This is a genomic window from Pseudomonas sp. KH_046_2, assembly GCF_057838985.1.
Map to the genome: position 1 here is coordinate 4,970,572 of NZ_CM174480.1, position 24,036 is coordinate 4,994,607.

At 60.8% G+C, this 24,036-nt stretch carries 17 protein-coding genes; 10 read left to right on the forward strand and 7 right to left on the reverse strand.

Annotated features, from left to right (window positions below; genetic code table 11):
• Window positions 1–247: 247 nt before the first annotated feature.
• Window positions 248–625 (forward strand): histone-like nucleoid-structuring protein MvaT, encoded by a 378-nt coding sequence (gene mvaT, locus AC3IX1_RS22555; RefSeq protein ID WP_007933316.1) that lies wholly within the window; start codon window positions 248–250, stop codon window positions 623–625.
• A gap of 98 nt (window positions 626–723) precedes the next feature.
• On the opposite strand, the gene sbcB is transcribed toward mvaT, so the two are convergent.
• A complete protein-coding gene (sbcB, locus tag AC3IX1_RS22560; RefSeq protein ID WP_489385880.1) occupies window positions 724–2,154 on the reverse strand; it encodes an exodeoxyribonuclease I in 1,431 nt (476 codons plus the stop codon).
• 200 nt (window positions 2,155–2,354) lie between these two features.
• On the opposite strand from sbcB, the gene AC3IX1_RS22565 reads away from it, so the two are divergent.
• Genes AC3IX1_RS22565 through AC3IX1_RS22580 form a run of 4 tightly spaced genes read left to right on the forward strand, consistent with a single transcriptional unit; the run spans window position 2,355 to window position 6,745 of the window.
• Complete coding sequence (locus tag AC3IX1_RS22565) at window positions 2,355–3,080, forward strand: RDD family protein (RefSeq protein WP_489385881.1); 726 nt, start codon at window positions 2,355–2,357, stop codon at window positions 3,078–3,080.
• Complete coding sequence (locus tag AC3IX1_RS22570; protein WP_489385882.1) at window positions 3,077–4,054, forward strand: stage II sporulation protein M; 978 nt, start codon at window positions 3,077–3,079, stop codon at window positions 4,052–4,054. The genes AC3IX1_RS22565 and AC3IX1_RS22570 overlap by 4 nt, the downstream gene beginning before the upstream one ends.
• Complete coding sequence (locus AC3IX1_RS22575; RefSeq protein WP_489385883.1) at window positions 4,041–5,585, forward strand: DUF4129 domain-containing protein; 1,545 nt, start codon at window positions 4,041–4,043, stop codon at window positions 5,583–5,585. Before AC3IX1_RS22570 ends, AC3IX1_RS22575 begins: the two co-directional genes overlap by 14 nt.
• On the forward strand, window positions 5,582–6,745 hold the full coding sequence (locus tag AC3IX1_RS22580) for a DUF4350 domain-containing protein (RefSeq protein WP_489385884.1): 1,164 nt from the start codon (window positions 5,582–5,584) through the stop codon (window positions 6,743–6,745). Before AC3IX1_RS22575 ends, AC3IX1_RS22580 begins: the two co-directional genes overlap by 4 nt.
• 611 nt (window positions 6,746–7,356) lie before the next feature.
• Here AC3IX1_RS22580 and AC3IX1_RS22585 read toward each other — a convergent pair.
• Window positions 7,357–13,353 carry a T1SS-143 repeat domain-containing protein gene (locus AC3IX1_RS22585; protein ID WP_489385885.1) on the reverse strand — a complete coding sequence of 1,999 codons (5,997 nt, stop codon included), beginning with the start codon at window positions 13,351–13,353 and terminating at the stop codon, window positions 7,357–7,359.
• A gap of 398 nt (window positions 13,354–13,751) precedes the next feature.
• Here AC3IX1_RS22585 and AC3IX1_RS22590 point away from each other — a divergent pair, with 398 nt between their 5' ends.
• The 3 genes from AC3IX1_RS22590 (at window position 13,752) to AC3IX1_RS22600 (ending at window position 16,551) form a co-directional block, all read left to right on the forward strand.
• The gene (locus tag AC3IX1_RS22590) at window positions 13,752–13,937 is read left to right on the forward strand and encodes a helix-turn-helix domain-containing protein (protein WP_489388776.1); all 186 of its coding nucleotides are present in this window, start codon (window positions 13,752–13,754) and stop codon (window positions 13,935–13,937) included.
• A gap of 242 nt (window positions 13,938–14,179) precedes the next feature.
• Entirely contained in the window at window positions 14,180–15,226 is a 1,047-nt protein-coding gene (locus AC3IX1_RS22595; RefSeq protein ID WP_489385886.1) for an AAA family ATPase, read from the forward strand.
• Window positions 15,223–16,551, forward strand: a complete 1,329-nt coding sequence (locus tag AC3IX1_RS22600; protein WP_489385887.1) for a DUF58 domain-containing protein — start codon at window positions 15,223–15,225, stop codon at window positions 16,549–16,551. Before AC3IX1_RS22595 ends, AC3IX1_RS22600 begins: the two co-directional genes overlap by 4 nt.
• Window positions 16,552–16,555: 4 nt before the next feature.
• Here AC3IX1_RS22600 and AC3IX1_RS22605 read toward each other — a convergent pair whose 3' ends face one another.
• Window positions 16,556–16,915 carry a PilZ domain-containing protein gene (locus tag AC3IX1_RS22605; RefSeq protein WP_489385888.1) on the reverse strand — a complete coding sequence of 120 codons (360 nt, stop codon included), beginning with the start codon at window positions 16,913–16,915 and terminating at the stop codon, window positions 16,556–16,558.
• Window positions 16,916–17,149: 234 nt separating this feature from the next.
• Complete coding sequence (locus tag AC3IX1_RS22610) at window positions 17,150–17,533, reverse strand: tetratricopeptide repeat protein (RefSeq protein ID WP_489385889.1); 384 nt, start codon at window positions 17,531–17,533, stop codon at window positions 17,150–17,152.
• A 173-nt stretch (window positions 17,534–17,706) separates the two neighbouring features.
• On the opposite strand from AC3IX1_RS22610, the gene pyk reads away from it, so the two are divergent.
• Complete coding sequence (gene pyk / locus AC3IX1_RS22615) at window positions 17,707–19,158, forward strand: pyruvate kinase (protein ID WP_150726740.1); 1,452 nt, start codon at window positions 17,707–17,709, stop codon at window positions 19,156–19,158.
• Between the two features lie 207 nt (window positions 19,159–19,365).
• Here pyk and AC3IX1_RS22620 read toward each other — a convergent pair whose 3' ends face one another.
• From AC3IX1_RS22620 to AC3IX1_RS22630, 3 genes are read right to left on the reverse strand one after another with little or no spacing between them, the layout of a single operon-like run.
• Window positions 19,366–20,115 carry an enoyl-CoA hydratase-related protein gene (locus tag AC3IX1_RS22620; protein WP_489385890.1) on the reverse strand — a complete coding sequence of 250 codons (750 nt, stop codon included), beginning with the start codon at window positions 20,113–20,115 and terminating at the stop codon, window positions 19,366–19,368.
• A 29-nt stretch (window positions 20,116–20,144) separates the two neighbouring features.
• Window positions 20,145–21,080: an iron-sulfur-binding ferredoxin reductase gene (locus tag AC3IX1_RS22625; protein ID WP_489385891.1), complete on the reverse strand. Its 936-nt coding sequence runs from the start codon at window positions 21,078–21,080 to the stop codon at window positions 20,145–20,147.
• Entirely contained in the window at window positions 21,073–22,179 is a 1,107-nt protein-coding gene (locus AC3IX1_RS22630) for a GGDEF domain-containing protein (RefSeq protein ID WP_489385892.1), read from the reverse strand. The genes AC3IX1_RS22625 and AC3IX1_RS22630 overlap by 8 nt, the downstream gene beginning before the upstream one ends.
• Before the next feature lie 313 nt (window positions 22,180–22,492).
• On the opposite strand from AC3IX1_RS22630, the gene AC3IX1_RS22635 reads away from it, so the two are divergent.
• Window positions 22,493–24,016: a fumarate hydratase gene (locus AC3IX1_RS22635; protein ID WP_046042171.1), complete on the forward strand. Its 1,524-nt coding sequence runs from the start codon at window positions 22,493–22,495 to the stop codon at window positions 24,014–24,016.
• Window positions 24,017–24,036: the final 20 nt, after the last annotated feature.

A 24,036-nucleotide genomic window follows, 5' to 3' on the forward strand; every position in this document is an offset into this window, starting at 1 on the left:
AGGTCGGTGCGTCAGGGTGGGCAGTACCGGTACCGGTTCGCCCGGATGCGCTAGCGGTACCGGCCAATTGTTAGTTTACGTATATCTGACAGACCTGGACCACACTAATAACTGCATTACCAATGCGTGCCAAAAACCCGCCGATTAAATTAAATAAACTTGCCTTAAATGTTTACTTGATGAAACACCGTGACTATTATTGCCGCACTGTCACCTGCCATCCTGCGCACAACATAAGGTAGTCACCATGTCCTTGATCAACGAATATCGCGCCACCGAAGAAGCTATCAAAGAGCTGCAAGCCCGTTTGAAGAACCTGTCCCAAGACGACAAACTGCAAACCGAGCTGGAATTCGAAGGCAAACTGCGCACCCTGATGGGCGAATACTCAAAGTCCCTGCGTGACATCATCGCGCTGCTGGATCCAGAATCCAAAACCAAGGCACCACGCGGCGGCGCAGTGAAAACTACCGGCACCAAGCGTGCTCGCAAAGTTAAACAATACAAAAACCCGCACAACGGTGAAGTCATCGAAACCAAAGGTGGCAACCACAAGACTCTGAAAGAGTGGAAAGCCAAGTGGGGCGGTGACGTGGTGGAAGGCTGGGCTACCCTGCTGGGCTAAGCCCGAGAGCTTGTCGCAGACGGATCCGTGACAAAAAATAACGCCAGCAAATGCTGGCGTTTTTTATGCGCGGTGTTTAAGCCCTGGCATGTTCGATTTCAAAGACGTAAACGCTGGCGTAGTCCCTGGACATAATCCTGCCACTCACTGAGCACCCCCTGCTGAAACGCAGTAGCACTAACGCTCAATTGGGCCGCGGCCTCTACAAAACTTTCAAGGGTATTTGGCGCCCCCCACTCGGGTTCTGACAAACGTTTCTGACAGAATATTCGCCAGCGTTCCTGCTCTTCGGAATTCAACGTGTCGGGAAAGTTGCGTGCGCGGTATCGAAACAGCAATTCAGGCAAACGTTCGTCATCGAAAGGCCACGGCTCTTGTGCCAATTGCATCGGGTCAACGGTTCTGACTTGTTCACACAATCGCCGATCCCGATCACCGATAAATCCATCGTATAACTGTTGCTCCGGATCCTGACTCTGGGAAAAATCTTCGCGGGCATAAATCGCCAGGATTTTATCCAGCCAAACTTTCCGGGTGTCATTGAGTTGCGACACCCTTTGCTGATACAGCGCCATATCCAGCCCCAGACGCTGTTGATCTTCCTGACGGAGTACCGACAACGGTGCCACCACCGGGCACTTGTTGATGTGAATCAGCTTCAACGGCACCGGCAACTCGCCTTCGGCCAGTTCGTCGCGGCGGGTATACAAGCGCTGGCGCAAGCTTTCGGCATCCAGGTCGAGCAGGCCCTGGGGATCGAGGTGCAGGTCACAGACAATCAAGGCGTTCTTGTTGCGCGGGTGCCAGGCCAGCGGCAACACCACCCCCACATAGTTGCGCGCAGCCGAGAAACGCCCGGAAACATGCACCAGCGGTTGCAGCAGGCGTATCTGGTCCATGACTTTTTGTTTGCTGCGCAGTTGAAACAGCCAGTCGTACAACTTCGGTTGTTTTTCCCGTATCAGGCGCGCCAGGGCGATCGTCGCGCGAACGTCCGACAGCGCTTCGTGGGCATTGCCATGATCGATGCCATTGGCAGCGGTCAGGCGTTCAAGCTTGAGCGTGACCCGCCCCTCGTCATCGGTCGGCCAGACCAGGCCATCGGGGCGCAAGGCATAGGCGGCGCGCACCACATCGATCAGGTCCCAACGGCTGTTGCCGCCCTGCCACTCCCGCGCATACGGGTCGAAAAAGTTTCGGTACAGGCTGTAACGGGTCATCTCGTCATCGAAACGCAAGGTGTTATACCCCGCGCCACAGGTGCCGGGCGCCGCGAGCTGGGCATGCACCCGGGTCATGAAATCGGCTTCGCTCAAGCCTTGCGCCTGCAGTTGCCCGGGGGTGATCCCCGTGATCGTGCAGGCAGCCGGATGCGGCAGGATGTCATCACTGGGCTTGCAGTAAAGATTGACCGGCTCGTCGATTTCATTGAGATCGAAGTCAGTGCGCAGGCCGGCCATTTGCAATGGGCGGTCGCAACGGGGATTGATGCCAGTGGTTTCGTAGTCGTACCAGAAAATGGAGGTCACGGGCGATTCCTGAACTGAAGATCGGCAAAGTCTAGGCGTTCACCTCCCGCCCCGGCCAGTAGTCTTGTCATTCAAGCACCTTGCGCAACTCACCATGCAATACATAGTTATGTCGTTTCCCCCCGCCCCCGACCCTCGAATAGGCTGCTAGCATCGAATGGATACACAATCCCGAATAAGGCCACATCATCAGGTTGCCCATGCTCGAGACCACAGCACAGCCACGGAATGCGCCGCTGTCACCGCCACTGGATACGCGGTACCAGGTCGAAACGCCGGAGGGCGTCGACCTGCCACTGCGCCCGGCCGGGTTGATGGTCCGGGCGCTGGCATTCTCCATCGATCTTGGATTGCGCGGCCTGGTCCTGGGCGTGCTGTTCATTGTGCTGGCGATGCTCGGCAAACTGGGAGCCGGGCTCGGCTCGGTCCTGCTGTTCGTGGTGAGCTGGTGGTACATGGTGCTGTTCGAGGTGCTGAACCACGGCTGCTCGCCGGGCAAGCAATGGATGGGCTTGCGGGTGGTGCACGACGATGGCACTCCGGTCGGCTGGTCAGCTTCGCTGCTGCGCAACCTGCTGCGCGTTGTCGACCTGCTGCCGTTCGGCTACTTCCTCGGGGCCGTCAGTTGCCTGCAACACCCCCACTTCAAGCGCCTCGGCGATATCGCCGCCGGGACCCTGGTGATCTACCGCGAACGACCGCACACCCGCCCCCAACTCCCTGACGCCCAGTCGCGTCGCCCGGCCTTTGTCCTGACACTCACCGAGCAACGGGCCATCCTCGGGTTTGCCGAGCGCCAGGGCCAACTCTCCGAAGCGCGGGTCAATGAACTGGCTTCGATTCTCGCCCAACCCTTGCAAGTCCAGCCCCCGCAGGCGGTGACCGAGCTCAACGGCATCGCCCGCGGCTTGTTGGGGCCGACATGAAGCAAAGCCTTTTTGAAAGCCGGCACAAGGCCGAATGGGAGCATTTCGCCCACCTGCTCGAGCAGTTGGAACGGGACGGCAAGGCCACCGACGCCGGCAGTTTCCCGAAGGACTACCGACGTCTCTGCCAACACCTGGCACTGGCGCGGGAGCGTGGCTACAGCAGTTTTCTGATCGACTCCTTGCAGCAACAAGTGCTGCGCGGACACCAACAGCTTTACCGTCATCGCAGCCGTTTGGGGGCCAATGTATTGGCGTTCATCCTGGCCGACTTTCCGCGACTGGTGCGCGAACAGTGGCGTTTCGTCCTCGCCGCCAGCCTGATGTTCTTTGGCAGCCTGGCCGGTTTCGCGCTGCTGGTGTACCTGTACCCGGAACTGGTCTACAACCTGATCCCCGCCGAGCAGGTCAGCGAGATGCAAAGCATGTACGACCCCGTTGCCGGTCACCTCGGACGCACAGCGGAACGGGCTGCCAGTGAGGACTGGGCGATGTTCGGCTACTACATCATGCACAACATCGGCATTGCCTTTCAGACCTTCGCCAGCGGTTTGTTGTTTGGTTTGGGCAGTGTGTTTTTCCTGATATTCAACGGCCTGATGATCGGGGCGGTGGCCGGGCATCTGACCTACGTCGGCTACGGGCAAACCTTTTGGTCATTCGTGATCGGCCATGGCGCTTTCGAACTCAGCGCCATTGCCCTGGCCGGTGCCGCCGGTCTGAAGCTGGGCTGGGCCTTGGTCGCCCCGGGGCGCCTGCCACGGGCCGAGGCCTTGCGATTGGCGGCGGGCAAAAGCGTACTGTTGATCTGCGGGGCCATGTTGTTTCTGTTGATCGCGGCCTTTATCGAGGCCTATTGGTCGTCAATGACCGGCCCTTCGCACCAGACCAAATACCTGGTCGGCGCAGCGCTCTGGCTGCTGGTGGTGGTTTATCTCGTGTTCGCCGGACGTCGCCGCCATGCGCCTGAGTGACGCCACGGTGGTGATTCGCCCACGCTCGACCTGGGAAGCCATGGACCTTGGGGTGCTCCTGAGCCAGCGCCACAGACGTCTGTTGATGACCAGTTGGGCCTTGGTCACCTTGCCGGTTTTCGCGCTGCTCAGTTGGGGGCTCTGGGATTCGCCCTCTCTCGCCGTGTTCATTTTCTGGTGGCTGAAGCCGGCGTTCGAACGCCTGCCCTTGTACATCCTGTCCCAGGCCATGTTCGGTGAAACGCCCACGCTCAAACAGGCCCTGCGCCAATGGCCACGCCTGCTCAAACCGCAACTGCTGGCCAGCCTGACCTGGCGACGCCTGAGTTTGCCCCGCAGTTTTCTGATGCCGGTGGTGCAACTCGAAGGGCTCCACGGGCAGCAACGGCAACAACGTCTACAGGTGCTGTTGCAGCGAGACGCCGGTGCCGCACGCTGGCTGACGATCATCGGCGCGCACCTGGAAGGCGCGTTGTGGATCGGCTTGATGGTGTTGTTCTATCTGCTGCTGCCACAACAGGTCGCGCTCGACTGGAGCTGGCAGTCGCTGATCTCGGCGGCCACCCAGGACTGGCTCTGGCTGGAACACCTGACCAACGCTTTTTATGCACTGGTGCTGGTGGTCTGGGAACCGATCTATGTCGCCTGCGGTTTCAGCCTGTACCTGAACCGGCGCACCGTGCTGGAGGCCTGGGATATCGAACTGGTGTTCCGTCGAATGCGCCAGCGCCTGGTCAGTGCAGGCGCAGTCCTGTTGATCGCCGTGATTGTGTTGATGCCGCCCACCCACAACGCATGGGCCACCGAACCGGCCCTCTCACCCGACAGCCCGCGCCTGCTGGACCAGCCCCTGACCAGCCAGGCTTCCAGGGACAGCATCAAGTCGATCCTCGAACAGCCGCCCTTCAAGAACCGGGAGTCGGTCACGCGCTACCGCTTTGGCGAAGAGCAACCGAGTGCTGAAGCCGCGGACGATGGCAAGACACCACAATGGTTGAAGGCCCTGCTGAAACTGTTCGAGGGACAACGCTTCGGGGCAGTGGCGACCCTGATTGAAATCGTACTGTGGGGCATCGTCATGGGTGCCGTCGGCCTGTTGATCTGGCGCTATCGCGACTGGTTGCAGGCGTTCGTCAGCCGACGACCGATCCCCGACAGCAAAGACACGCAACCGTTGCCTCAGCAGGCGTTCGGCCTGGACCTCAAGCCCGAATCCATGCCCGCCGACATCGCCGCCCACGCCGAAAGTCTTTGGCAGACTCATCCACGCGAAGCGCTTGGATTGCTTTATCGCGCCCTGCTCAGCCGTCTGTTGCACGACTTCAACATCGCACTCAAGGCCGCCGACACCGAAGGCCAGGTGCTTCGGCGTGTCGAGTTACTGCAGCAACCGGCCTTGCTGGCCTACAGCAAAAACCTGACCGGGCACTGGCAAAACATGGCCTATGGTCATCGCCTCCCACCTGCTCAGGTGCAGCAGGAACTGTGTAACGGTTGGCGTGTTCTGTTCGGCCCGGAGGCTGCCCGTTGAGTCGGCGCTGGGGCTCGATAGCCGGTGCGTTGGTTGCCGTGTTGCTGGCTGCGCTGAGCGTTTATCTGTACCTCAAGGCTACCCCCTACCAGATCGAAGTCGACCACGGCCCCTCCCCGGAAGCCAATGCCAACCCTTATCTGGCGGCAGAGTTGTTCCTGCGCAAGCAAGGCCTGAACGTCGGCCACGCCAACGGCCTCGATATCCTGCCCAGCCTCGATCCGCGCCAACACAGCCTGCTGTTGCTCGGGGAACGCGGCAACATGACCCCACGGCAGATCGACCAGGTGATGAACTGGACCCGGGCCGGCGGGCGGCTTCTGTTCGTCGCCGAGTCGCTGTGGAATGAAAAACTCGGCCATAGCAATGACCTGCTGCTCGACCGGGTGCAACTGCACCAGTCCCTGAGCAAAGACCTCAAGGACCCACCGCCGGGTGTCGGTGACGATCCGTACCCGCTACTGACCAAGCTCTATCTGGAAGACGAAGACGCCCCGGCCTATGCCGGTTTCGATACCGCGTTCCATCTCGAAGACCCGAAAAACCTCGCCCAGGCCTGGGCCAACAGCGCCAGGGCCACGCACATGATGCAACTCGACCACGGACTCGGTTCGATCATCGTGGTCACCGATGCCGACCTGTGGAAAACCCCGGCCATCGACCGGTACGACAACGCCTGGCTGCTCTGGTACGTGACTGCCGACACCCGCGTGACGCTGATATTCAACACCGATCACGACAGCCTGCCGACCTTGCTGCTGCGTTATTTCCCCCAGGCGCTGGTCGCGTTGCTCGCCTTGATTGGCCTGGGTTTCTGGCACTTTGGCGTGCGTCAGGGGCCACTGCTGGAACCGGCGCCGAAAGCGCGCCGGCAATTGCAGGAACACCTGCGCGCCAGTGCCGACTTCCTGTTGCGCAGCAACGGTCAGGCCAGCCTGCTGCAAGCCTTGCAGCAAGACATCCTGCGGCGCGTGCGGCGTCGTCATCCCGGCTTTGAACAGCTCGGCGTTGCCGAACAATGGCTGGTGCTCGCGCGCCTGACCGGCCAACCCACTCACGCCATCAGCCAGGCCATGAGCCCGCGACCGAAACAACGGCTTTCCAGCGTTGAATTCAGCCGTCAGGTCGCCCACCTGCAAACCTTGAGGAACGCCCTATGATCTGGCGCTAGGAAAGCGTTAGATAAGCAGCGTGCCACTGTCCGCAATGGGTCCAGGCTGTGTGAAAACGCGCTAAATACGTCGAAAACCGAGAGGCGCGAGGATTGCTTGTGAAATCAGCGGGCGGAAGCGCGAATTACCTTAGTCAGCTACATAGACGTTCGTAATGCCGTTTGGGCCGCGTCAGCGGCCCAAACGGCTACTAACTGGCGAGCCAAGTGGCTGGATTTACGCCCTGATCGCCTCAAGCAGTCCTACGATGCCGAAGATGCTCATCATTCGTTTGAGGTTGTAGGCGAGTACAGACATTGGTTTGAGACCACGCTACTAGCGTGAACAGCCGATAGATTTAATGTAGCAACGCAGGCTACAAAACTTTCCATGCGTTTTCACACAACCTGGACCCATAGCGGACTTTCATACTAGCCACCAATTGGCCGCTCTCTACTGGTCGTCACTACGGCCTGTGCAGTCACGTCGGATGTAAGCGGGTGGTCACGTGGAGCGCAATTTCGGTAATCGAATCAAAGGGCGCTTTCAGCGCCCGCCCTTATATTACCGCGCGAGACAGGTTTTACATCCTGTCTCGCGCGTGTACTCTTCTTAGCGGATCAAAGCCCGAAATCTGTCGGTGCCAAGTTAGTTAATCCCACCAGTTCGACCACGACAGGATTTTCGATATCAATCGTCTGGACATCGGTGAAATCACTATCTCTATCGACGACCTTGAAATCCAGCGTTAGATCAAGGGTAGCTGGTGTAGTCGTGGTGGTGGAGAAACCAGCATCGATGATCTTCAGCGGATTCGTACTCGTATCCTCCGCAATCGTGTTTCCAGGCCCGACGAGACCACTGACCGTCTGTGCAGAAGTGCTGCTTCCGCCATCGGCACCGACATCGCGATTCAGATTTATCGCGCTGCCCGTAAGGCCAGCATCATTCGAAAGAATCTGAATACCCTTGATGAGCCAGTTATCACCGGTCTGAATGTTGAAGTCATTGCTTTCAACAATCAATAGAGCATCATTATTGTCCAAGAACGGGTCGTTCGGATCGGCTGGGTCGTTGAGGATAAGGGCCGCGTACTTGGTTCCAACAAGATCGGTGTTGACCGTATCATTCTCGTACACATCGCCTTGGTCGACGTAGATGGCACGTGTTGTAGTTATGGAGGAATCATTTGCATTAGCAAGACTGACGATAAGCAAAAGATCATCGCTTTCAGTCTCGTATCCATCGAACTTGATAAAGAAATCGGTCGCGTAACTAAAATTGTTGGCGCCCAGATTTCCTTTCGGATCAGTCTGGAAGAAATTGATGTTGGCCGCTTCACCTGCCTGGATCGTATTTCCGGAGACGCCCAGAGCAGTGCTGGACAAGGTTACAGGGGCCTGCGTGCCGCTCACAAACTCACCCGCCGCCACAACAGTATTGCCGCCGGCACTAAGTGGTGCCTCGAAGCCCGTGATCTGGATGAAGAAACCTTCCCCAAGCTTCCCAGTGGCTACAGGTGATGGGCCACTGGAAGGGCTCGTACCACCCACGTCATACGTTTCGTATCCAGTGCCTTCGCCCAGCGTGACGTCTTGCGTCACTTGCAGCGCATCCATCTCGAAGGTATAGGTGTCATTGACTTTGTCAAACACCAGCGTGCCTTCCACCAGTTCAGGCGTGGTGGCAGCATTCCGATCGTGATCGTATTTGAACGACACGTTAAACGTGGCACCGTCGAGATTCTCTGAGTCCCAGGTGACCGTTGGATCAACGATCGCAACATCGTTCGCCAAACCAGAGAGGGCGAGTTCGGCAAAATCACTGTCCGCTGCCGAAGAGTAGGTCGGCCCGCGCGTGTCCGCACCTATCGAGTAGGCGAAGTCACCCGAAAAGGTCCATAACGCCGCACCCAAAGTGGGATCGACATCCTGCACAGGGGCTGTCCCTATAACGGGCGTATCGTCGTCGACGGTGATGACCAGTTTGTCGGCCGCAGCCGTCACCGTGTCACCGTCCTTGTCGGTGGCCCGCAGTAGCGAGCCCAGGTTGATGGTGATGTCGTTTTCGTCGTTGCCTGCCGCATGATCCAGCGGCTTGAGCAGGGTGAAGCTGTACACACCCGCTGCGGTGAGGCTGAAGGTGAACACGTCGGTCGCGCCGGCCTTGGCGGTGAGCGTGTTGCCCACGACGCTGTATACCAGCGCCACCCCGCCCGAACTCAGCGCCGGCAAGCCGCTGGTGTCACTCGACAAGGCATAGCTCAGCGGTGTGTCGGCGCCGGACTGGAAGATGCCGGTCACGCTGTCGCTGGCCGTGGTCGCCACGCCAGCCACGTCGCCCACACCACCGGCAATGCCATTGGCCAGGCCATCCTCGTCGACGGTTCCTGTCACGGCGGTGCCGGTCGCCGTCGGCGTGTCGTCGTCGACGGTGATGACCAGTTTGTCGGCCGCAGCCGTCACCGTGTCACCGTCCTTGTCGGTGGCCCGCAGTAGCGAGCCCAGGTTGATGGTGATGTCGTTTTCGTCGTTGCCTGCCGCATGATCCAGCGGCTTGAGCAGGGTGAAGCTGTACACACCCGCTGCGGTGAGGCTGAAGGTGAACACGTCGGTCGCGCCGGCCTTAGCGGTGAGCGTGTTGCCCACGACGCTGTATACCAGCGCCACCCCGCCCGAACTCAGCGCCGGCAAGCCGCTGGTGTCACTCGACAAGGCATAGCTCAGCGGTGTGTCGGCGCCGGACTGGAAGATGCCGGTCACGCTGTCGCTGGCCGTGGTCGCCACGCCAGCCACGTCGCCCACACCACCGGCAATGCCATTGGCCAGGCCATCCTCGTCGACGGTTCCTGTCACGGCGGTGCCGGTCGCCGTCGGCGTGTCGTCGTCGACGGTGATGACCAGCTTGTCGGCCGCAGCCGTCACCGTGTCACCGTCCTTGTCGGTGGCCCGCAGTAGCGAGCCCAGGTTGATGGTGATGTCGTTTTCGTCGTTGCCTGCCGCATGATCCAGCGGCTTGAGCAGGGTGAAGCTGTACACACCCGCTGCGGTGAGGCTGAAGGTGAACACGTCGGTCGCGCCGGCCTTGGCGGTGAGCGTGTTGCCCACGACGCTGTATACCAGCGCCACCCCGCCCGAACTCAGCGCCGGCAAGCCGCTGGTGTCACTCGACAAGGCATAGCTCAGCGGTGTGTCGGCGCCGGACTGGAAGATGCCGGTCACGCTGTCGCTGGCCGTGGTCGCCACGCCAGCCACGTCGCCCACACCACCGGCAATGCCATTGGCCAGGCCATCCTCGTCGACGGTTCCTGTCACGGCGGTGCCGGTCGCCGTCGGCGTGTCGTCGTCGACGGTGATGACCAGTTTGTCGGCCGCAGCCGTCACCGTGTCACCGTCCTTGTCGGTGGCCCGCAGTAGCGAGCCCAGGTTGATGGTGATGTCGTTTTCGTCGTTGCCTGCCGCATGATCCAGCGGCTTGAGCAGGGTGAAGCTGTACACACCCGCTGCGGTGAGGCTGAAGGTGAACACGTCGGTCGCGCCGGCCTTGGCGGTGAGCGTGTTGCCCACGACGCTGTATACCAGCGCCACCCCGCCCGAACTCAGCGCCGGCAAGCCGCTGGTGTCACTCGACAAGGCATAGCTCAGCGGTGTGTCGGCGCCGGACTGGAAGATGCCGGTCACGCTGTCGCTGGCCGTGGTCGCCACGCCAGCCACGTCGCCCACACCACCGGCAATGCCATTGGCCAGGCCATCCTCGTCGACGGTTCCTGTCACGGCGGTGCCGGTCGCCGTCGGCGTGTCGTCGTCGACGGTGATGACCAGTTTGTCGGCCGCAGCCGTCACCGTGTCACCGTCCTTGTCGGTGGCCCGCAGTAGCGAGCCCAGGTTGATGGTGATGTCGTTTTCGTCGTTGCCTGCCGCATGATCCAGCGGCTTGAGCAGGGTGAAGCTGTACACACCCGCTGCGGTGAGGCTGAAGGTGAACACGTCGGTCGCGCCGGCCTTAGCGGTGAGCGTGTTGCCCACGACGCTGTATACCAGCGCCACCCCGCCCGAACTCAGCGCCGGCAAGCCGCTGGTGTCACTCGACAAGGCATAGCTCAGCGGTGTGTCGGCGCCGGACTGGAAGATGCCGGTCACGCTGTCGCTGGCCGTGGTCGCCACGCCAGCCACGTCGCCCACACCACCGGCAATGCCATTGGCCAGGCCATCCTCGTCGACGGTTCCTGTCACGGCGGTGCCGGTCGCCGTCGGCGTGTCGTCGTCGACGGTGATGACCAGCTTGTCGGCCGCAGCCGTCACCGTGTCACCGTCCTTGTCGGTGGCCCGCAGTAGCGAGCCCAGGTTGATGGTGATGTCGTTTTCGTCGTTGCCTGCCGCATGATCCAGCGGCTTGAGCAGGGTGAAGCTGTACACACCCGCTGCGGTGAGGCTGAAGGTGAACACGTCGGTCGCGCCGGCCTTGGCGGTGAGCGTGTTGCCCACGACGCTGTATACCAGCGCCACCCCGCCCGAACTCAGCGCCGGCAAGCCGCTGGTGTCACTCGACAAGGCATAGCTCAGCGGTGTGTCGGCGCCGGACTGGAAGATGCCGGTCACGCTGTCGCTGGCCGTGGTCGCCACGCCAGCCACGTCGCCCACACCACCGGCAATGCCATTGGCCAGGCCATCCTCGTCGACGGTTCCTGTCACGGCGGTGCCGGTCGCCGTCGGCGTGTCGTCGTCGACGGTGATGACCAGCTTGTCGGCCGCAGCCGTCACCGTGTCACCGTCCTTGTCGGTGGCCCGCAGTAGCGAGCCCAGGTTGATGGTGATGTCGTTTTCGTCGTTGCCTGCCGCATGATCCAGCGGCTTGAGCAGGGTGAAGCTGTACACACCCGCTGCGGTGAGGCTGAAGGTGAACACGTCGGTCGCGCCGGCCTTGGCGGTGAGCGTGTTGCCCACGACGCTGTATACCAGCGCCACCCCGCCCGAACTCAGCGCCGGCAAGCCGCTGGTGTCACTCGACAAGGCATAGCTCAGCGGTGTGTCGGCGCCGGACTGGAAGATGCCGGTCACGCTGTCGCTGGCCGTGGTCGCCACGCCAGCCACGTCGCCCACACCACCGGCAATGCCATTGGCCAGGCCATCCTCGTCGACGGTTCCTGTCACGGCGGTGCCGGTCGCCGTCGGCCCATCGTCGTCGAAGATCATCTTGGAACCGATTTCGGCGCTCGTAATAGAGGCTTGGAACAGGTGGAGGCCACCGATATCAAAATCGGCGTGGTTATTGCCCTTGGCGTCGAGGGCCGCCCCGTTCTCGATGAGCACTCGGTTGTGATCCAACGTTGTGGTGTATTCAATCAGGTAGCCGGCTTTAATGCCGGTGATGGTTGCAACCCCATTAGCAAAGCTGATGAGAATGGCCGGATCATTCTCCGGTCCGCTTGAATTCTCGATTACCGCCCCGGTGCTGCTGAGGACGCGAACATTGGTGATGGGAATCTCCAAATCATCCGTATATCCGTCGATGAAATCCGTTTTAGGTTCAGGATCGGTGCTGAATGCGCTGATTTTTACGACAGCACTCTTGCCGCTTTGCAACTGCACGACGTCGAAACTGACCGTCTTCACATTGACGACGCCGGTAAAGTCGATGTTGGACTCAACATCTGCTTCGCCCTGACTAAGGTTGGGAATGGTCACATCCTGCCTGGCACCCGTGACGAACGAAAAACGGATGCCTTCCCCTTCCGTAATCATCTGGTTGTTGGTGCCGAAGGTGGTCGGCCCACCCGCCTGGCTGGTATTGATCGTGTCGCCAGTCGTGATACTGATGTCGTCGTTCGTGGTGTTGGGGTCAAGCCCGGACTGATTCGCCGGTAACTTGCCGGTGGCGATGATGACGGGATCCGTGATTCGCACGACATTATTGACAGTTTCAGTTGCCGGGTCCGCTTTCGTGAACATCAGGAAGAGGTTCTGACCGGAGGGCGCATTGGCCAGACTGAATTCCAGATTCTGACTGGCTCCGATGAAAACCTTGTCCAGCAGATTGAGCGAGTCATCGGCGTTCGTACTGTCTGGATGACTGAGTGGTTGGTATTCCACGACCCAGATCTTGCCGCCCGTGACCGGCGATCCGGTTTCTTCAATATAGGCAGCGAACACGATCGCGCCGGTTGCGCCCCCGACTCGGCCCAGAACGATGTTGTTGTTCTCTGTATCCGTATAGAGAAAGATGCTGACGCCATCGAGGGTAACCAGTCCACTGTCCACGTTATTGAGCGGTGCGCCATTGCTGTCGACGAAGCTGACATCGGTAGCGCTTGTTGCGCCGCTGATGGTGAACGCATCGCTGCCCGTATTGCCCACGGCACCGGTATAGCCACTCAAGGCCGCATCCATTGCGGTACCTGCCCCAAGGGTGGTCAAACGGGTAGAGAAGGCCAACGGTAGGGGGGTCGCCGTGTCGTTGTCGTCAGCGTCTTCCGCGTCTTCCGCAGGGATTGGTGTGGTGGTGAGGTTCTGCAACCCGGCCGTTTCGTCGAGCGAAACGTCCACACCGGTCGCCACGACGCTCAGAGCGTTGGCGGTAATCGACGTTGTGAGCAGTGAGTTTTTTTCGTCAAGAGTCATGACTTTTTCCTTGGGCAGTTGCGGTCATGAAGGCCTGACCGTTGGACCGTTAATCTTGGCCACAACTATGGCTAAGCGCCGTGGATTGCACATCGCCCGATACTCCCAAGCGGGGTAGGAGTTTCAGACTACTTGGGAGGGGAGGCGGGATAAGGAGAACGCGAAGGCGCGACGCCGCATATTCCATTTATGAATGAGAACATGGCGCCGGTACTCAAGACCGCCCGGGCTTTGACCAGCGCGTCGAGCTGAATTTGAGCCAGCTCAGGCGGTCGGGGGCGGGGGGGCAGCTTTTTTTGACGGAGGTACACGACATCCTGAGTGCCGAAGCGCCCGTCCGCCTTGCTATTAGACGTCAGCGGATAAGGGATATACATGGTGATGCCGAACTGTCGCAGGTGAGACTTAGGAGGAACATTCCCCAGGAAAGCTTAGGTCCAAGCCAGCCATACATAAGCAGCCTCGAAGCAGGAAGAGGCAGTGCGTCGATAGACAAGATCGAGCAGATGGCAGATGTTCTCGGGGTTCATCCCATGAGCGTAATCTTCGCTGGCTACCTTACATCAGACGAGGATGCCAACTAGGATCAGTTGTTTGAAAGGATTCGAATGGAGTTAGCTGAAATAGGGATCTAACTGATCTCAGCTATCCGGGGCCGATGAAATGAAAAATGGGCTGCTGACAGCGTCCGCCAAAGAATCGGTCGGTTTTGGCCGGTCATGCCCACGACGTTTTGGGTAAATTCCAACGCAAATTCTTGGTCAACTCATCGATAAATGGATGGTAAATATCGTGGAAAAAGTTAGATCACGTAAGTGGCTGATTTATGGAAGATAAAACACATATAACGGTTAGTAAGGCTCCGGAATTTACGAGTCAACCGATCGAGCCCGACGCACCGAGCCGTGCCGCTCAACAGCGTCAGCGTGCCGGCCATCTGGCCCAGGCCGTACGCAAAGAACTGCAAAAAGCAGTGATTGGCCAGGACAACGTGATCGACGACGTCCTGACGGCACTGATCGCCGGCGGCCACGTGTTGCTCGAAGGCGTGCCGGGTTTGGGCAAGACCCTGTTGGTCCGTGCCCTCGCACGCTGCTTCGGCGGTGAGTTCGCGCGCATCCAGTTCACCCCGGACCTGATGCCCAGCGACGTCACCGGACATGCCGTGTATGACTTGCAGACCGAGCAATTCAAGCTGCGCAAGGGGCCATTGTTCACCAACCTGCTACTGGCCGACGAGATCAACCGCGCCCCGGCGAAAACCCAGGCGGCGCTGCTCGAAGCCATGCAGGAGCGGCAAGTCACCCTCGAAGGCCGGCCATTGCCGATTGCGCAACCGTTCATGGTGCTCGCTACGCAAAACCCGATCGAACAGGAAGGCACTTACCCCTTGCCGGAGGCTGAACTGGACCGCTTCATGCTCAAGGTGCGCATGGATTACCCCGACGCCGGGCAAGAGCTGGACATGGTGCGTCAGGTCAGCCGCTCGACCCGGGCCGACATGCTCGACGTTCAACCGATGCGCACGTTGTTGCAGGCCAGGGATGTACTGGCCCTGCAACGCATCGCCAGCGACCTGGCCCTGGATGATCAGGTGCTCGATTACGCCGTGCGCCTGGCCCGCTCCACCCGCAACTGGCCCGGTTTGATCCTCGGCGCCGGTCCTCGGGCATCCATCGCGCTGGTGCGATGTGCCCGGGCCCGTGCGCTGCTGCGCGGCGGTGAGTTCGTGATTCCGGATGACATCAAAGGCTGCGCCCTGGCTGTGCTGCGCCATCGTGTGCGCATCGCGCCGGAGCTGGACATCGAGGGCCTGGATGTCGATCAGGTGCTCCAGCAGATGCTCGACCAAGTGCCGGCGCCGCGCCTGTGAAACCCTCGCGCCTGATGCTCGTCTGGCTGCTGATCCTGCTGGCCTGCGGCATTGTGTCGGGCACTTTACGGGCGTTGGAGTTCGCGATTCCGGCGAATCTCATGGCGATCAATTGGGGGTTGCTCCTGGCGCTGCTGGCCCTGGCCATCCTCGATGCCATTCGCCTCAAGCGCTTGCCTTCGCCCCGACTGAAACGCCAGATACCCGGCAGCCTGGCGCTGGGTCGATGGAGCGAGGTGCAACTGACGGTCGAGCACGACTTTACGCAACCGCTGAAGGTACAAGTCTTCGACCATGTGCCACCGGGCCTGAGCTTCGAAAACCTGCCGCTGACGGTCGAGCTGCAACCCGGCCTGCACAGCCTGGCCGGTTATCGACTGCGCCCGCTCAAGCGCGGCCACTTCAGCTTCGAACGCTGCGAAATCGACCTGCCAAGCCCCTTGGGGCTCTGGTCGGACAGACGCTTGCTCGACCTGCCCGACGCCACCCGCGTCTACCCTGACTTCGCCCGCTTGTATGAAGGGCAATTGCTGGCGGTGGATAACTGGCTCAGCCAGCTTGGCGTCCGCCAGAAACAACGACGGGGCCTGGGCCTGGAATTCCATCAATTGCGCGAATTTCGCGAGGGCGACAGCCTGCGCCAGATCGACTGGAAAGCCACCGCCCGCCAGCGCACGCCGATTGCCCGGGAGTATCAGGACGAACGCGATCAACAGATCATTTTCATGCTCGACTGCGGCCGGCACATGCGCAGCCAGGATGATGAGCTGTCGCACTTCGATCACGCCCTCAACGCCTGTTTGTTGCTCAGCTACGTCGCGCTGCGCCAGGGCGACGCGGTGGGTTTGAGCACCTTTGCCAGCGATCAGCCGCGCTACCTTGCGCCGGTAAAAGGCACCAGCCATCTCAACACACTGCTCAACAGCGTTTATGACTTGAACAGCACCCAACGCAGCGCCGACTATCAAGCCGCGGCCACGCGACTGTTGGCACGGCAAAAACGCCGGGCACTGGTGGTGCTGGTGACCAACCTGCGCGAAGAGGATGACGATGGGCTGCTCTCGGCTGTCAACCGCCTGAGCCAGCGGCATCAGGTGCTGGTCGCGAGCTTGCGTGAAGACGTGCTCGACCACCTTCGCCAGGCCCCGGTGCAGACCCTGCCCGAAGCGCTGGCCTATTGCGGGACCGTGGACTACCTGAATTCACGCGCCGAACTCCATGAGCGCTTGAACGCTCATGGAGTATTGGCGATGGATGCACGGCCCGGCGAGTTGGGGGCAGAGCTGGTGACTCGGTACCTGGGCTGGAAAAGAACCGGACTCTGAGCAATCAGGCCGAAGCCGGCAACGGCAGAAAGCTGAAATACTGCTTCAACGCCTCCACCAGTTGCCCATATTCCGGGGGCGCCCGTTGCAGGCTGAACCCGGCGTCGTAATGTTGGGGGGTCGCGTCTTCGTGGCACCACAGGCAACAGGCCTGCAGGTCGATGATCCGCTGGCCACCTTCGTTGGCGGGAATTTTCAGGCGCAGGTTGAAGTCCGCGCCGATCATCATCGGCAGCTGGCTGATCAGCATCAGCCCGTCTTCGGAGACATTGCCCAGATAGCCGATGAGATTGCCGGTGATGCCGTTGAACACTTGCAGGAAGTACGGCAGTTGATGCCGCTCGATTCGGCGGTCGGTGAACATGTGCAATTTCGCTATGCAAGGCTCTTAAGCAGAGCCGCACTACTGCTTCGGAACGGGTACGCATAAGTCTTGCCCGCTCTCCCCGCTTCCGGTGCGCCAGTCCTTGTAGCGCAGAGTACTGCCTGTGCCGGTCACAGGTGTTGCCCCGGTTCATCAGAGGCAACGCTCTAAAACCGGTTCCCTGGACTATAGCTCACCACCGACGGGGAGCCAGCGCTCAGAGGGTTACGGCCGTCAGAACTGCGTGGGTTTTACCGCTACGGCACTGCGCAACGGGTAGTGACCCAGGCTTTGCAGGGTTTCCAGCCGGGCTCGGGCGCGGTAGGCGTATTCGCTCTGTGGGTACGAAGCGATGATGAACTGATACGTCTGCGCCGCATCGACAAACATCTTCTGCCGTTCCAGGCACAGGCCACGCATCATCGACATTTCCGGCCACACATAAGGCCGCGCCCGGCTTTCGCGCTCGACCTTGGACAGTTCAAGCATGACTTGCTCGCAATTGCCCCGGTCATAGGCTTTGTAGGCATTGTTCAAATGATGGTTCATCGACCAACGGGTGCAGCCCGTGACGCTGAGGGCGCTGATGGCAAGGGCGGCAATGAGAACGAAACGCATGGGAAAATCTCCTGTCTTGAACGCTGTATCGACCCATGGTCGGAAATCTTCAGGCTGCCGGGACGCAAAGTTGCAGGGTTCAATAAAGAAAGAAATAAGTAGTGCAAACGAACAATGACTACAACTTCGGAGCATAGTAGCCTCACTCAGCGCTTGAACTCAGGAGTCTTTGCATGTCCGTCCGTCGTACCAAAATCGTCGCCACCCTTGGCCCGGCCAGTAACTCGCCGGAAGTTCTCGAACAGCTGATTCTGGCTGGCCTGGACGTCGCCCGCCTGAACTTCTCCCACGGCACCCCCGACGAGCACAAGGCTCGCGCGAAGCTGGTGCGTGACCTCGCTGCCAAGCACGGCCGCTTCGTCGCCCTGCTGGGTGACCTGCAAGGCCCGAAAATCCGTATCGCCAAATTCGCCAACAAGAAGATCGAGCTGAAGATCGGTGATCAATTCACCTTCTCCACCAGCCATCCTCTGACCGAAGGCAACCAGCAAGTGGTCGGCATCGACTACCCGGACCTGGTCAAGGACTGCGGCGTAGGCGACGAGCTGCTGCTCGACGACGGTCGCGTGGTGATGCGCGTCGATACCGCCACGGCCACCGAACTGAACTGCACCGTGACCATCGGCGGCCCGCTGTCCGACCACAAAGGCATCAACCGTCGCGGTGGCGGCCTGACCGCTCCGGCCCTGACTGAAAAAGACAAGGCCGACATCAAGCTCGCTGCGGAAATGGAAGTCGACTACCTCGCGGTCTCCTTCCCGCGTGACGCCGCCGACATGGAATACGCTCGTCAACTGCGCGACGAAGCCGGCGGCACTGCCTGGCTGGTGGCGAAGATCGAACGCGCCGAAGCCGTTGCCGACGACGAAACCCTCGACGGCCTGATCAAGGCGTCCGACGCGGTGATGGTTGCCCGTGGTGACCTGGGTGTGGAAATCGGCGACGCCGAGCTGGTGGGCATCCAGAAAAAGATCATTCTGCACGCACGCCGTCACAACAAGGCAGTGATCGTCGCGACCCAGATGATGGAGTCGATGATCCAGAACCCGATGCCGACCCGCGCCGAAGTGTCCGACGTAGCCAACGCCGTGCTCGACTACACCGACGCCGTGATGCTCTCGGCCGAAAGCGCCGCTGGCCTGTACCCGCTGGAAGCCGTTCAGGCCATGGCGCGTATCTGTATCGGTGCCGAAAAGCACCCGACCAGCAAGACCTCCAGCCACCGCATCGGCAAAGAGTTCGAGCGCTGCGACGAAAGCATCGCACTGGCGACCATGTACACCGCCAACCACTTCCCGGGCGTGAAGGCGATCATCGCCTTGACCGAAAGTGGCTACACCCCGCTGATCATGTCGCGCATCCGTTCCTCGGTGCCGATCTACGCGTTCACCCCACACCGCGAAGCCCAGGCCCGCGCGGCAATGTTCCGTGGCGTGTACACCATCCCGTTCGACCCGGCTTCGCTGGCCCCGAACGAAGTCAGCCAGAAGGCTATCGACGAGCTGGTCAAGCGCGGCGTAGTACAGAAAGGCGACTGGGTCATCCTGACCAAGGGCGACAGCTACCACACCACCGGCGGCACCAACGGCATGAAGATCCTGCACGTTGGCGACCCGATGGTCTGAGTGACCGGTTGCTGAGAAACAAAAGCCCCGCCATGTGAATGGCGGGGCTTTTTGCTTTCTGATCCAACTGGTGTGTTGTCTGATAGGGCCTCATCGCGGGCAAGCCCGCTCCCACAGGGTTTTGTGTTGTTCACAAATCCAATGTCCACCTCCGGAACCTGTGGGAGCGGGCTTGCCCGCGAAGAGGCCGGTACAGTCAGCGAAGACTCAATGCCGCTTGATAAACCCGGTCAACGCCGCCAACGCTTCCGGCGAACGCAGTCGCTGGGTAAACAACGCCCCCTCCTCTTCAATCACCTTGCGCAACAGGTCCCGGTCCGGCGCCTTCATCAATTGCTTGCTGATGCGCACCGCTTCCGGCGGCAGCGACTCGAAGCGCAGCGCCATCTCCCGCGCCCTGGCCAAGGTTTCTTCGCCACTGCCCAAGGCTTCGGACGCAATACCCCACGCGGCAGCCTGCTCCCCATTGAACCCCTCACCGAGCAGCAACAACTCTGCCGCCTTGGCCTGCCCGAGCAGGCGCGGCAGGATCAGGCTGGAGCCGAACTCAGGGCATAGACCAAGGTTGACGAACGGCATGCGCAACCGCGCATCACGGCTGACGTAGACCAGATCGCAATGCAGCAACATCGTCGTGCCAATGCCCACCGCCGCTCCGGCCACGGCGGCGATCACCGGTTTGCGGCATTCGAGCAGGTTGAGCATGAACTGGAACACCGGGCTGTCGAGGCCACTCGGCGGTTGCTGGATGAAATCGGCGATGTCGTTGCCGGCGGTGAAGCACTCGGTAGAACCGGTGATCAGCACGGCATTGATCTGCGGGTCGCTGTCGGCCTGTTTCAACGCCTCGGCCAGGTCGCTGTACATGGCGCGGGTCAGGGCGTTTTTCTTGTCCGGGCGATTCAGGCGCAGGGTCAACAGGCCGCGTTCGCGTTCAACTTGGATGGCATCGGTCATGGCAGGTCTCGCGTCTGAAAGGTCAGCGCTCAACCACGGGGCAGGAACACATCGGCCAGCAGTTGGTTGCGCGGCAATCCCGCCAGGTACAGGCGCCGGGCAAAGGCATCGACACTGTCGGGGGCTCCGCAGAGTAAGGCCAGGGTTTGCCGGGAAACAAGCCGCAGTTGCGCCAAAGCCGCTGGCAACTCGGCCGGGGTCCACAGTTCGACACTCAGGTTCGAGCGGCTGGCGGCCATGGCTTGCAAAGGTTTGGCCAGATAGTGCTCATCGGCATCATGGGCCAGGTGAATGACGCGGATGGCCCCTTGGTGATCTTGCCGCAGCGCTTCGCGCAATACGCCAAACAACGGCCCCAACCCGGTGCCGGCCGCCATCAACCACAACGGCCGGGCGTGCCAGTCAGGGTCGTAATGCAAGGCACCGCCGCGCAGTTCGCCGAGACGGATCGGATCGCCGATACGCAATTGCCTGGCGGCATCGCTGAATTCCCCCGGCTTGCGGCAATCGAGATGGAACTCCAGAAAACGGTCTTCCTGCGGCAGGCTGGCGAGAGAATACGGCCGCGCCACGCTGCCGGCCCACAACACCAGATGCTGGCCGGCGCTGTAGCGCAACGGCCGCTGGGGGATTACCCGCAAGCGCAGCACCGTGGTACTCAGCCAATCGACCGCCGCGACCTCGGCCGGATGGCCATCGGTTTGCGGGTCGAAGGCATGCACCTGCAAGTCCTCGACCACCTGGCACTGGCACGCCAGGCGCCAGCCTTGTTCACGCTGCTGTGCACTCAAGGCATCGGGACGGCTGTCGCTCGGCAGGCCCCGCACACACTGCACCAGGCACGCATGGCAACTGCCGGCGCGGCAACTGTAAGGCACCGGCACGCCGTTCTGGTTCAGCGCGTCGAGCAGATTGCTGCCCGCCGCCACCGACCAATGGCGCTCGCCGACCCGCAGCTCAGGCATCGACGTTCTCCCACGCTGCCGCGCACCGGTTACGACCGTCACGCTTGGCGCGATAAAGGGCCTGATCGGCCCGATGCAGGGCATCATCGAGGTCGTCGCCCAGTTCCAGCAGCGTCATGCCGGCGGACAAGCTGAGGCTGCGTACATTCAGACCAATCAGCTCGACATCGGTAAATGCGATGCGCAGCCGTTCGCAGCACGAAGTCAGACTGTCGGCATCGCAATCGGGCAGCAGCACCACGAATTCTTCGCCGCCGTAGCGAGCCAGAACGTCACCGTTGCGCAGGCACGCGGTGGCAACACCGGCAAAGGCTTGCAGCACCTGATCGCCGGCGGCATGGCCGTGCAGGTCGTTGATGCGTTTGAAATGGTCGAGGTCGATCAGCGCCAGGCCATGCACGACACCGGCGTCCATGGCGTTCAACTCGCGTGAAGCCAGGCGCAGGAAATGCCGGCGATTGAATAGGCCCGTGAGTTCGTCGGTGGCCACCAGGTCTTCGAGCTGGCGCATCATCCCGCGCAACGTGTCCTGGTGCGCCTGCAGGGCAAAACGCCGCTGGCGCATTCGCTGTCGCGAAGCCTGCACATAGCGGGCATACAGCACCAGCCACACCAGTACGATGAACAGCACACAGACCTGCAACGCTGCCATGGCCGGGTCAGGCAGCTGGAAGTGGTAGCCCTCCCACAGCGTGATCGCACAGAAACTGAAAAACACCAGCAGCGCGCATCGTACTAAAGACCGGCGTGACAGATGGAACAGGCCGAACAGCAGGATCAGCACGTAAAACACCAGAAACGCGCCCCGGGCTTCGTCCAGATGGGCGATCAGCCAGGTTTGCCAGCCCAGTCCCAGCAACACTTGCGCCTCGGTCAGGCTGGTGTCGGCGAAGCGCAAGTTGCAGCCGCTGTAGAACACCGCGAACAGGATGGCCTGGCTGATCACCACCAGTGCGCTGCCGATGACGACACTGGAAAGCGGGGCATCGTAGTGGCCGGTAAAAAATGCCAGCCACAGCAACAGCAATGCCAGGGCATAGGTGCCGGCCGCGAGGGCGAAACGTTTGAGCAACAGGCGCTGGATGGCGTTATGGGTCAATCGTTGACTCACCAGATGAAAGGAGACTGACAGAGCGTCCTACTCTACAGACCGCATGTCACTTTAGTGGCGTGACCGATAAATGACCATTCAATTTTCGGGATGGGCAAGGTCGTCTCGGTTGCAGGAGCTTATGCGACCAACGATTGACTGTCGGCGCGTGTGCCTGTCCGCGAGGCGCGGTATACTGCCGCGCCTTTTTAGCGTCGCGCCAGCTTGCCCGGCGTGCCTTGAAAGGTGCTTGCAACCGACCGATGCACCCAAGCTGCAAGCACCTTATTGAATGTTCCCGTCTTTTAGAGGAGCGCGACTCATGACCGTGATCAAGCAAGACGACCTGATTCAGAGCGTTGCCGACGCCCTGCAGTTCATTTCCTACTACCACCCCGTGGATTTCATCCAGGCGATGCACGAGGCCTACCTGCGCGAAGAATCGCCAGCGGCCCGCGACTCGATGGCACAGATCCTGATCAACTCGCGCATGTGCGCCACCGGCCATCGTCCGATCTGCCAGGACACCGGCATCGTGACCGTGTTTGTCCGCGTGGGCATGGACGTGCGTTGGGATGGCGCCACCATGAGCGTGGACGACATGATCAACGAGGGCGTACGTCGCGCCTACAACCTGCCGGAAAACGTCCTGCGCGCCTCGATCCTCGCCGACCCGGCGGGCGCTCGCAAGAACACCAAGGACAACACCCCGGCGGTCATCCACTACTCCATCGTTCCGGGTAACACCGTGGAAGTGGACGTGGCGGCCAAGGGCGGCGGTTCCGAGAACAAGTCGAAAATGGCCATGCTCAACCCGTCCGACTCGATCGTCGACTGGGTGCTGAAAACCGTCCCGGAAATGGGCGCCGGCTGGTGCCCACCAGGCATGCTCGGCATCGGCATCGGCGGCACCGCCGAGAAAGCCGCCGTCATGGCCAAGGAAGTGTTGATGGAATCCATCGACATTCACGAACTGAAGGCCCGCGGCCCACAGAATCGCATCGAAGAAATGCGCCTGGAACTGTTCGAGAAGGTCAACCAGTTGGGCATCGGCGCCCAGGGCCTCGGTGGCCTGACCACCGTGCTCGACGTGAAGATCATGGATTACCCGACCCACGCCGCGTCCCTGCCGGTGTGCATGATCCCGAACTGCGCCGCCACCCGTCACACGCACTTTGTGCTCGACGGTTCCGGCCCGGTTGCCCAGGAAGCGCCACCTTTGGACGCCTACCCGGAAATCGTCTGGGAAGCCGGCCCGTCGGCCCGTCGCGTCAACCTCGACACCCTGACCCCGGAAGAAGTGCAGAGCTGGAAGCCGGGCGAGACCGTCCTGCTCAACGGCAAGATGCTCACCGGTCGCGACGCTGCGCACAAGCGCATGGTCGAGATGCTGAACAAGGGCGAAACCCTGCCAGTGGACCTCAAGGGTCGCTTCATCTACTACGTCGGCCCGGTTGATCCGGTGCGCGAAGAAGTGGTTGGCCCGGCTGGCCCGACTACCGCGACGCGGATGGACAAGTTCACCCGTCAGATCCTCGAGCAGACTGGCCTGCTGGGCATGATCGGCAAATCCGAGCGCGGCCCTACCGCGATCGAAGCGATCAAGGACCACAAAGCCGTTTATCTGATGGCTGTCGGTGGCGCGGCTTACCTGGTGGCGCAAGCGATCAAGAAATCCCGCGTTGTCGCCTTCGCCGAACTGGGCATGGAAGCGATCTACGAGTTCGACGTCAAAGACATGCCTGTGACCGTTGCGGTCGACAGCAAGGGCGAGTCGGTACACATCACAGGTCCTGCCATCTGGCAGAAAAAGATCAGTGAAAGCCTGGCGGTAGAAGTGCAATAAACGGCACTTGAATCCGCTGA

Excerpts from the sequence above, each read along its gene's own strand:
- mvaT (WP_007933316.1), top strand. The coding sequence starts at position 248 with ATGTCCTTGATCAACGAATATCGCGCCACCGAAGAAGCTATCAAAGAG.
- AC3IX1_RS22565 (WP_489385881.1), top strand. The coding sequence starts at position 2,355 with ATGCTCGAGACCACAGCACAGCCACGGAATGCGCCGCTGTCACCGCCA.
- AC3IX1_RS22570 (WP_489385882.1), top strand. The coding sequence starts at position 3,077 with ATGAAGCAAAGCCTTTTTGAAAGCCGGCACAAGGCCGAATGGGAGCAT.
- AC3IX1_RS22575 (WP_489385883.1), top strand. The coding sequence starts at position 4,041 with ATGCGCCTGAGTGACGCCACGGTGGTGATTCGCCCACGCTCGACCTGG.
- AC3IX1_RS22585 (WP_489385885.1), bottom strand. The coding sequence starts at position 13,353 with ATGACTCTTGACGAAAAAAACTCACTGCTCACAACGTCGATTACCGCC.
- AC3IX1_RS22595 (WP_489385886.1), top strand. The coding sequence starts at position 14,180 with ATGGAAGATAAAACACATATAACGGTTAGTAAGGCTCCGGAATTTACG.
- AC3IX1_RS22605 (WP_489385888.1), bottom strand. The coding sequence starts at position 16,915 with ATGTTCACCGACCGCCGAATCGAGCGGCATCAACTGCCGTACTTCCTG.
- AC3IX1_RS22610 (WP_489385889.1), bottom strand. The coding sequence starts at position 17,533 with ATGCGTTTCGTTCTCATTGCCGCCCTTGCCATCAGCGCCCTCAGCGTC.
- pyk (WP_150726740.1), top strand. The coding sequence starts at position 17,707 with ATGTCCGTCCGTCGTACCAAAATCGTCGCCACCCTTGGCCCGGCCAGT.
- AC3IX1_RS22620 (WP_489385890.1), bottom strand. The coding sequence starts at position 20,115 with ATGACCGATGCCATCCAAGTTGAACGCGAACGCGGCCTGTTGACCCTG.
- AC3IX1_RS22625 (WP_489385891.1), bottom strand. The coding sequence starts at position 21,080 with ATGCCTGAGCTGCGGGTCGGCGAGCGCCATTGGTCGGTGGCGGCGGGC.
- AC3IX1_RS22635 (WP_046042171.1), top strand. The coding sequence starts at position 22,493 with ATGACCGTGATCAAGCAAGACGACCTGATTCAGAGCGTTGCCGACGCC.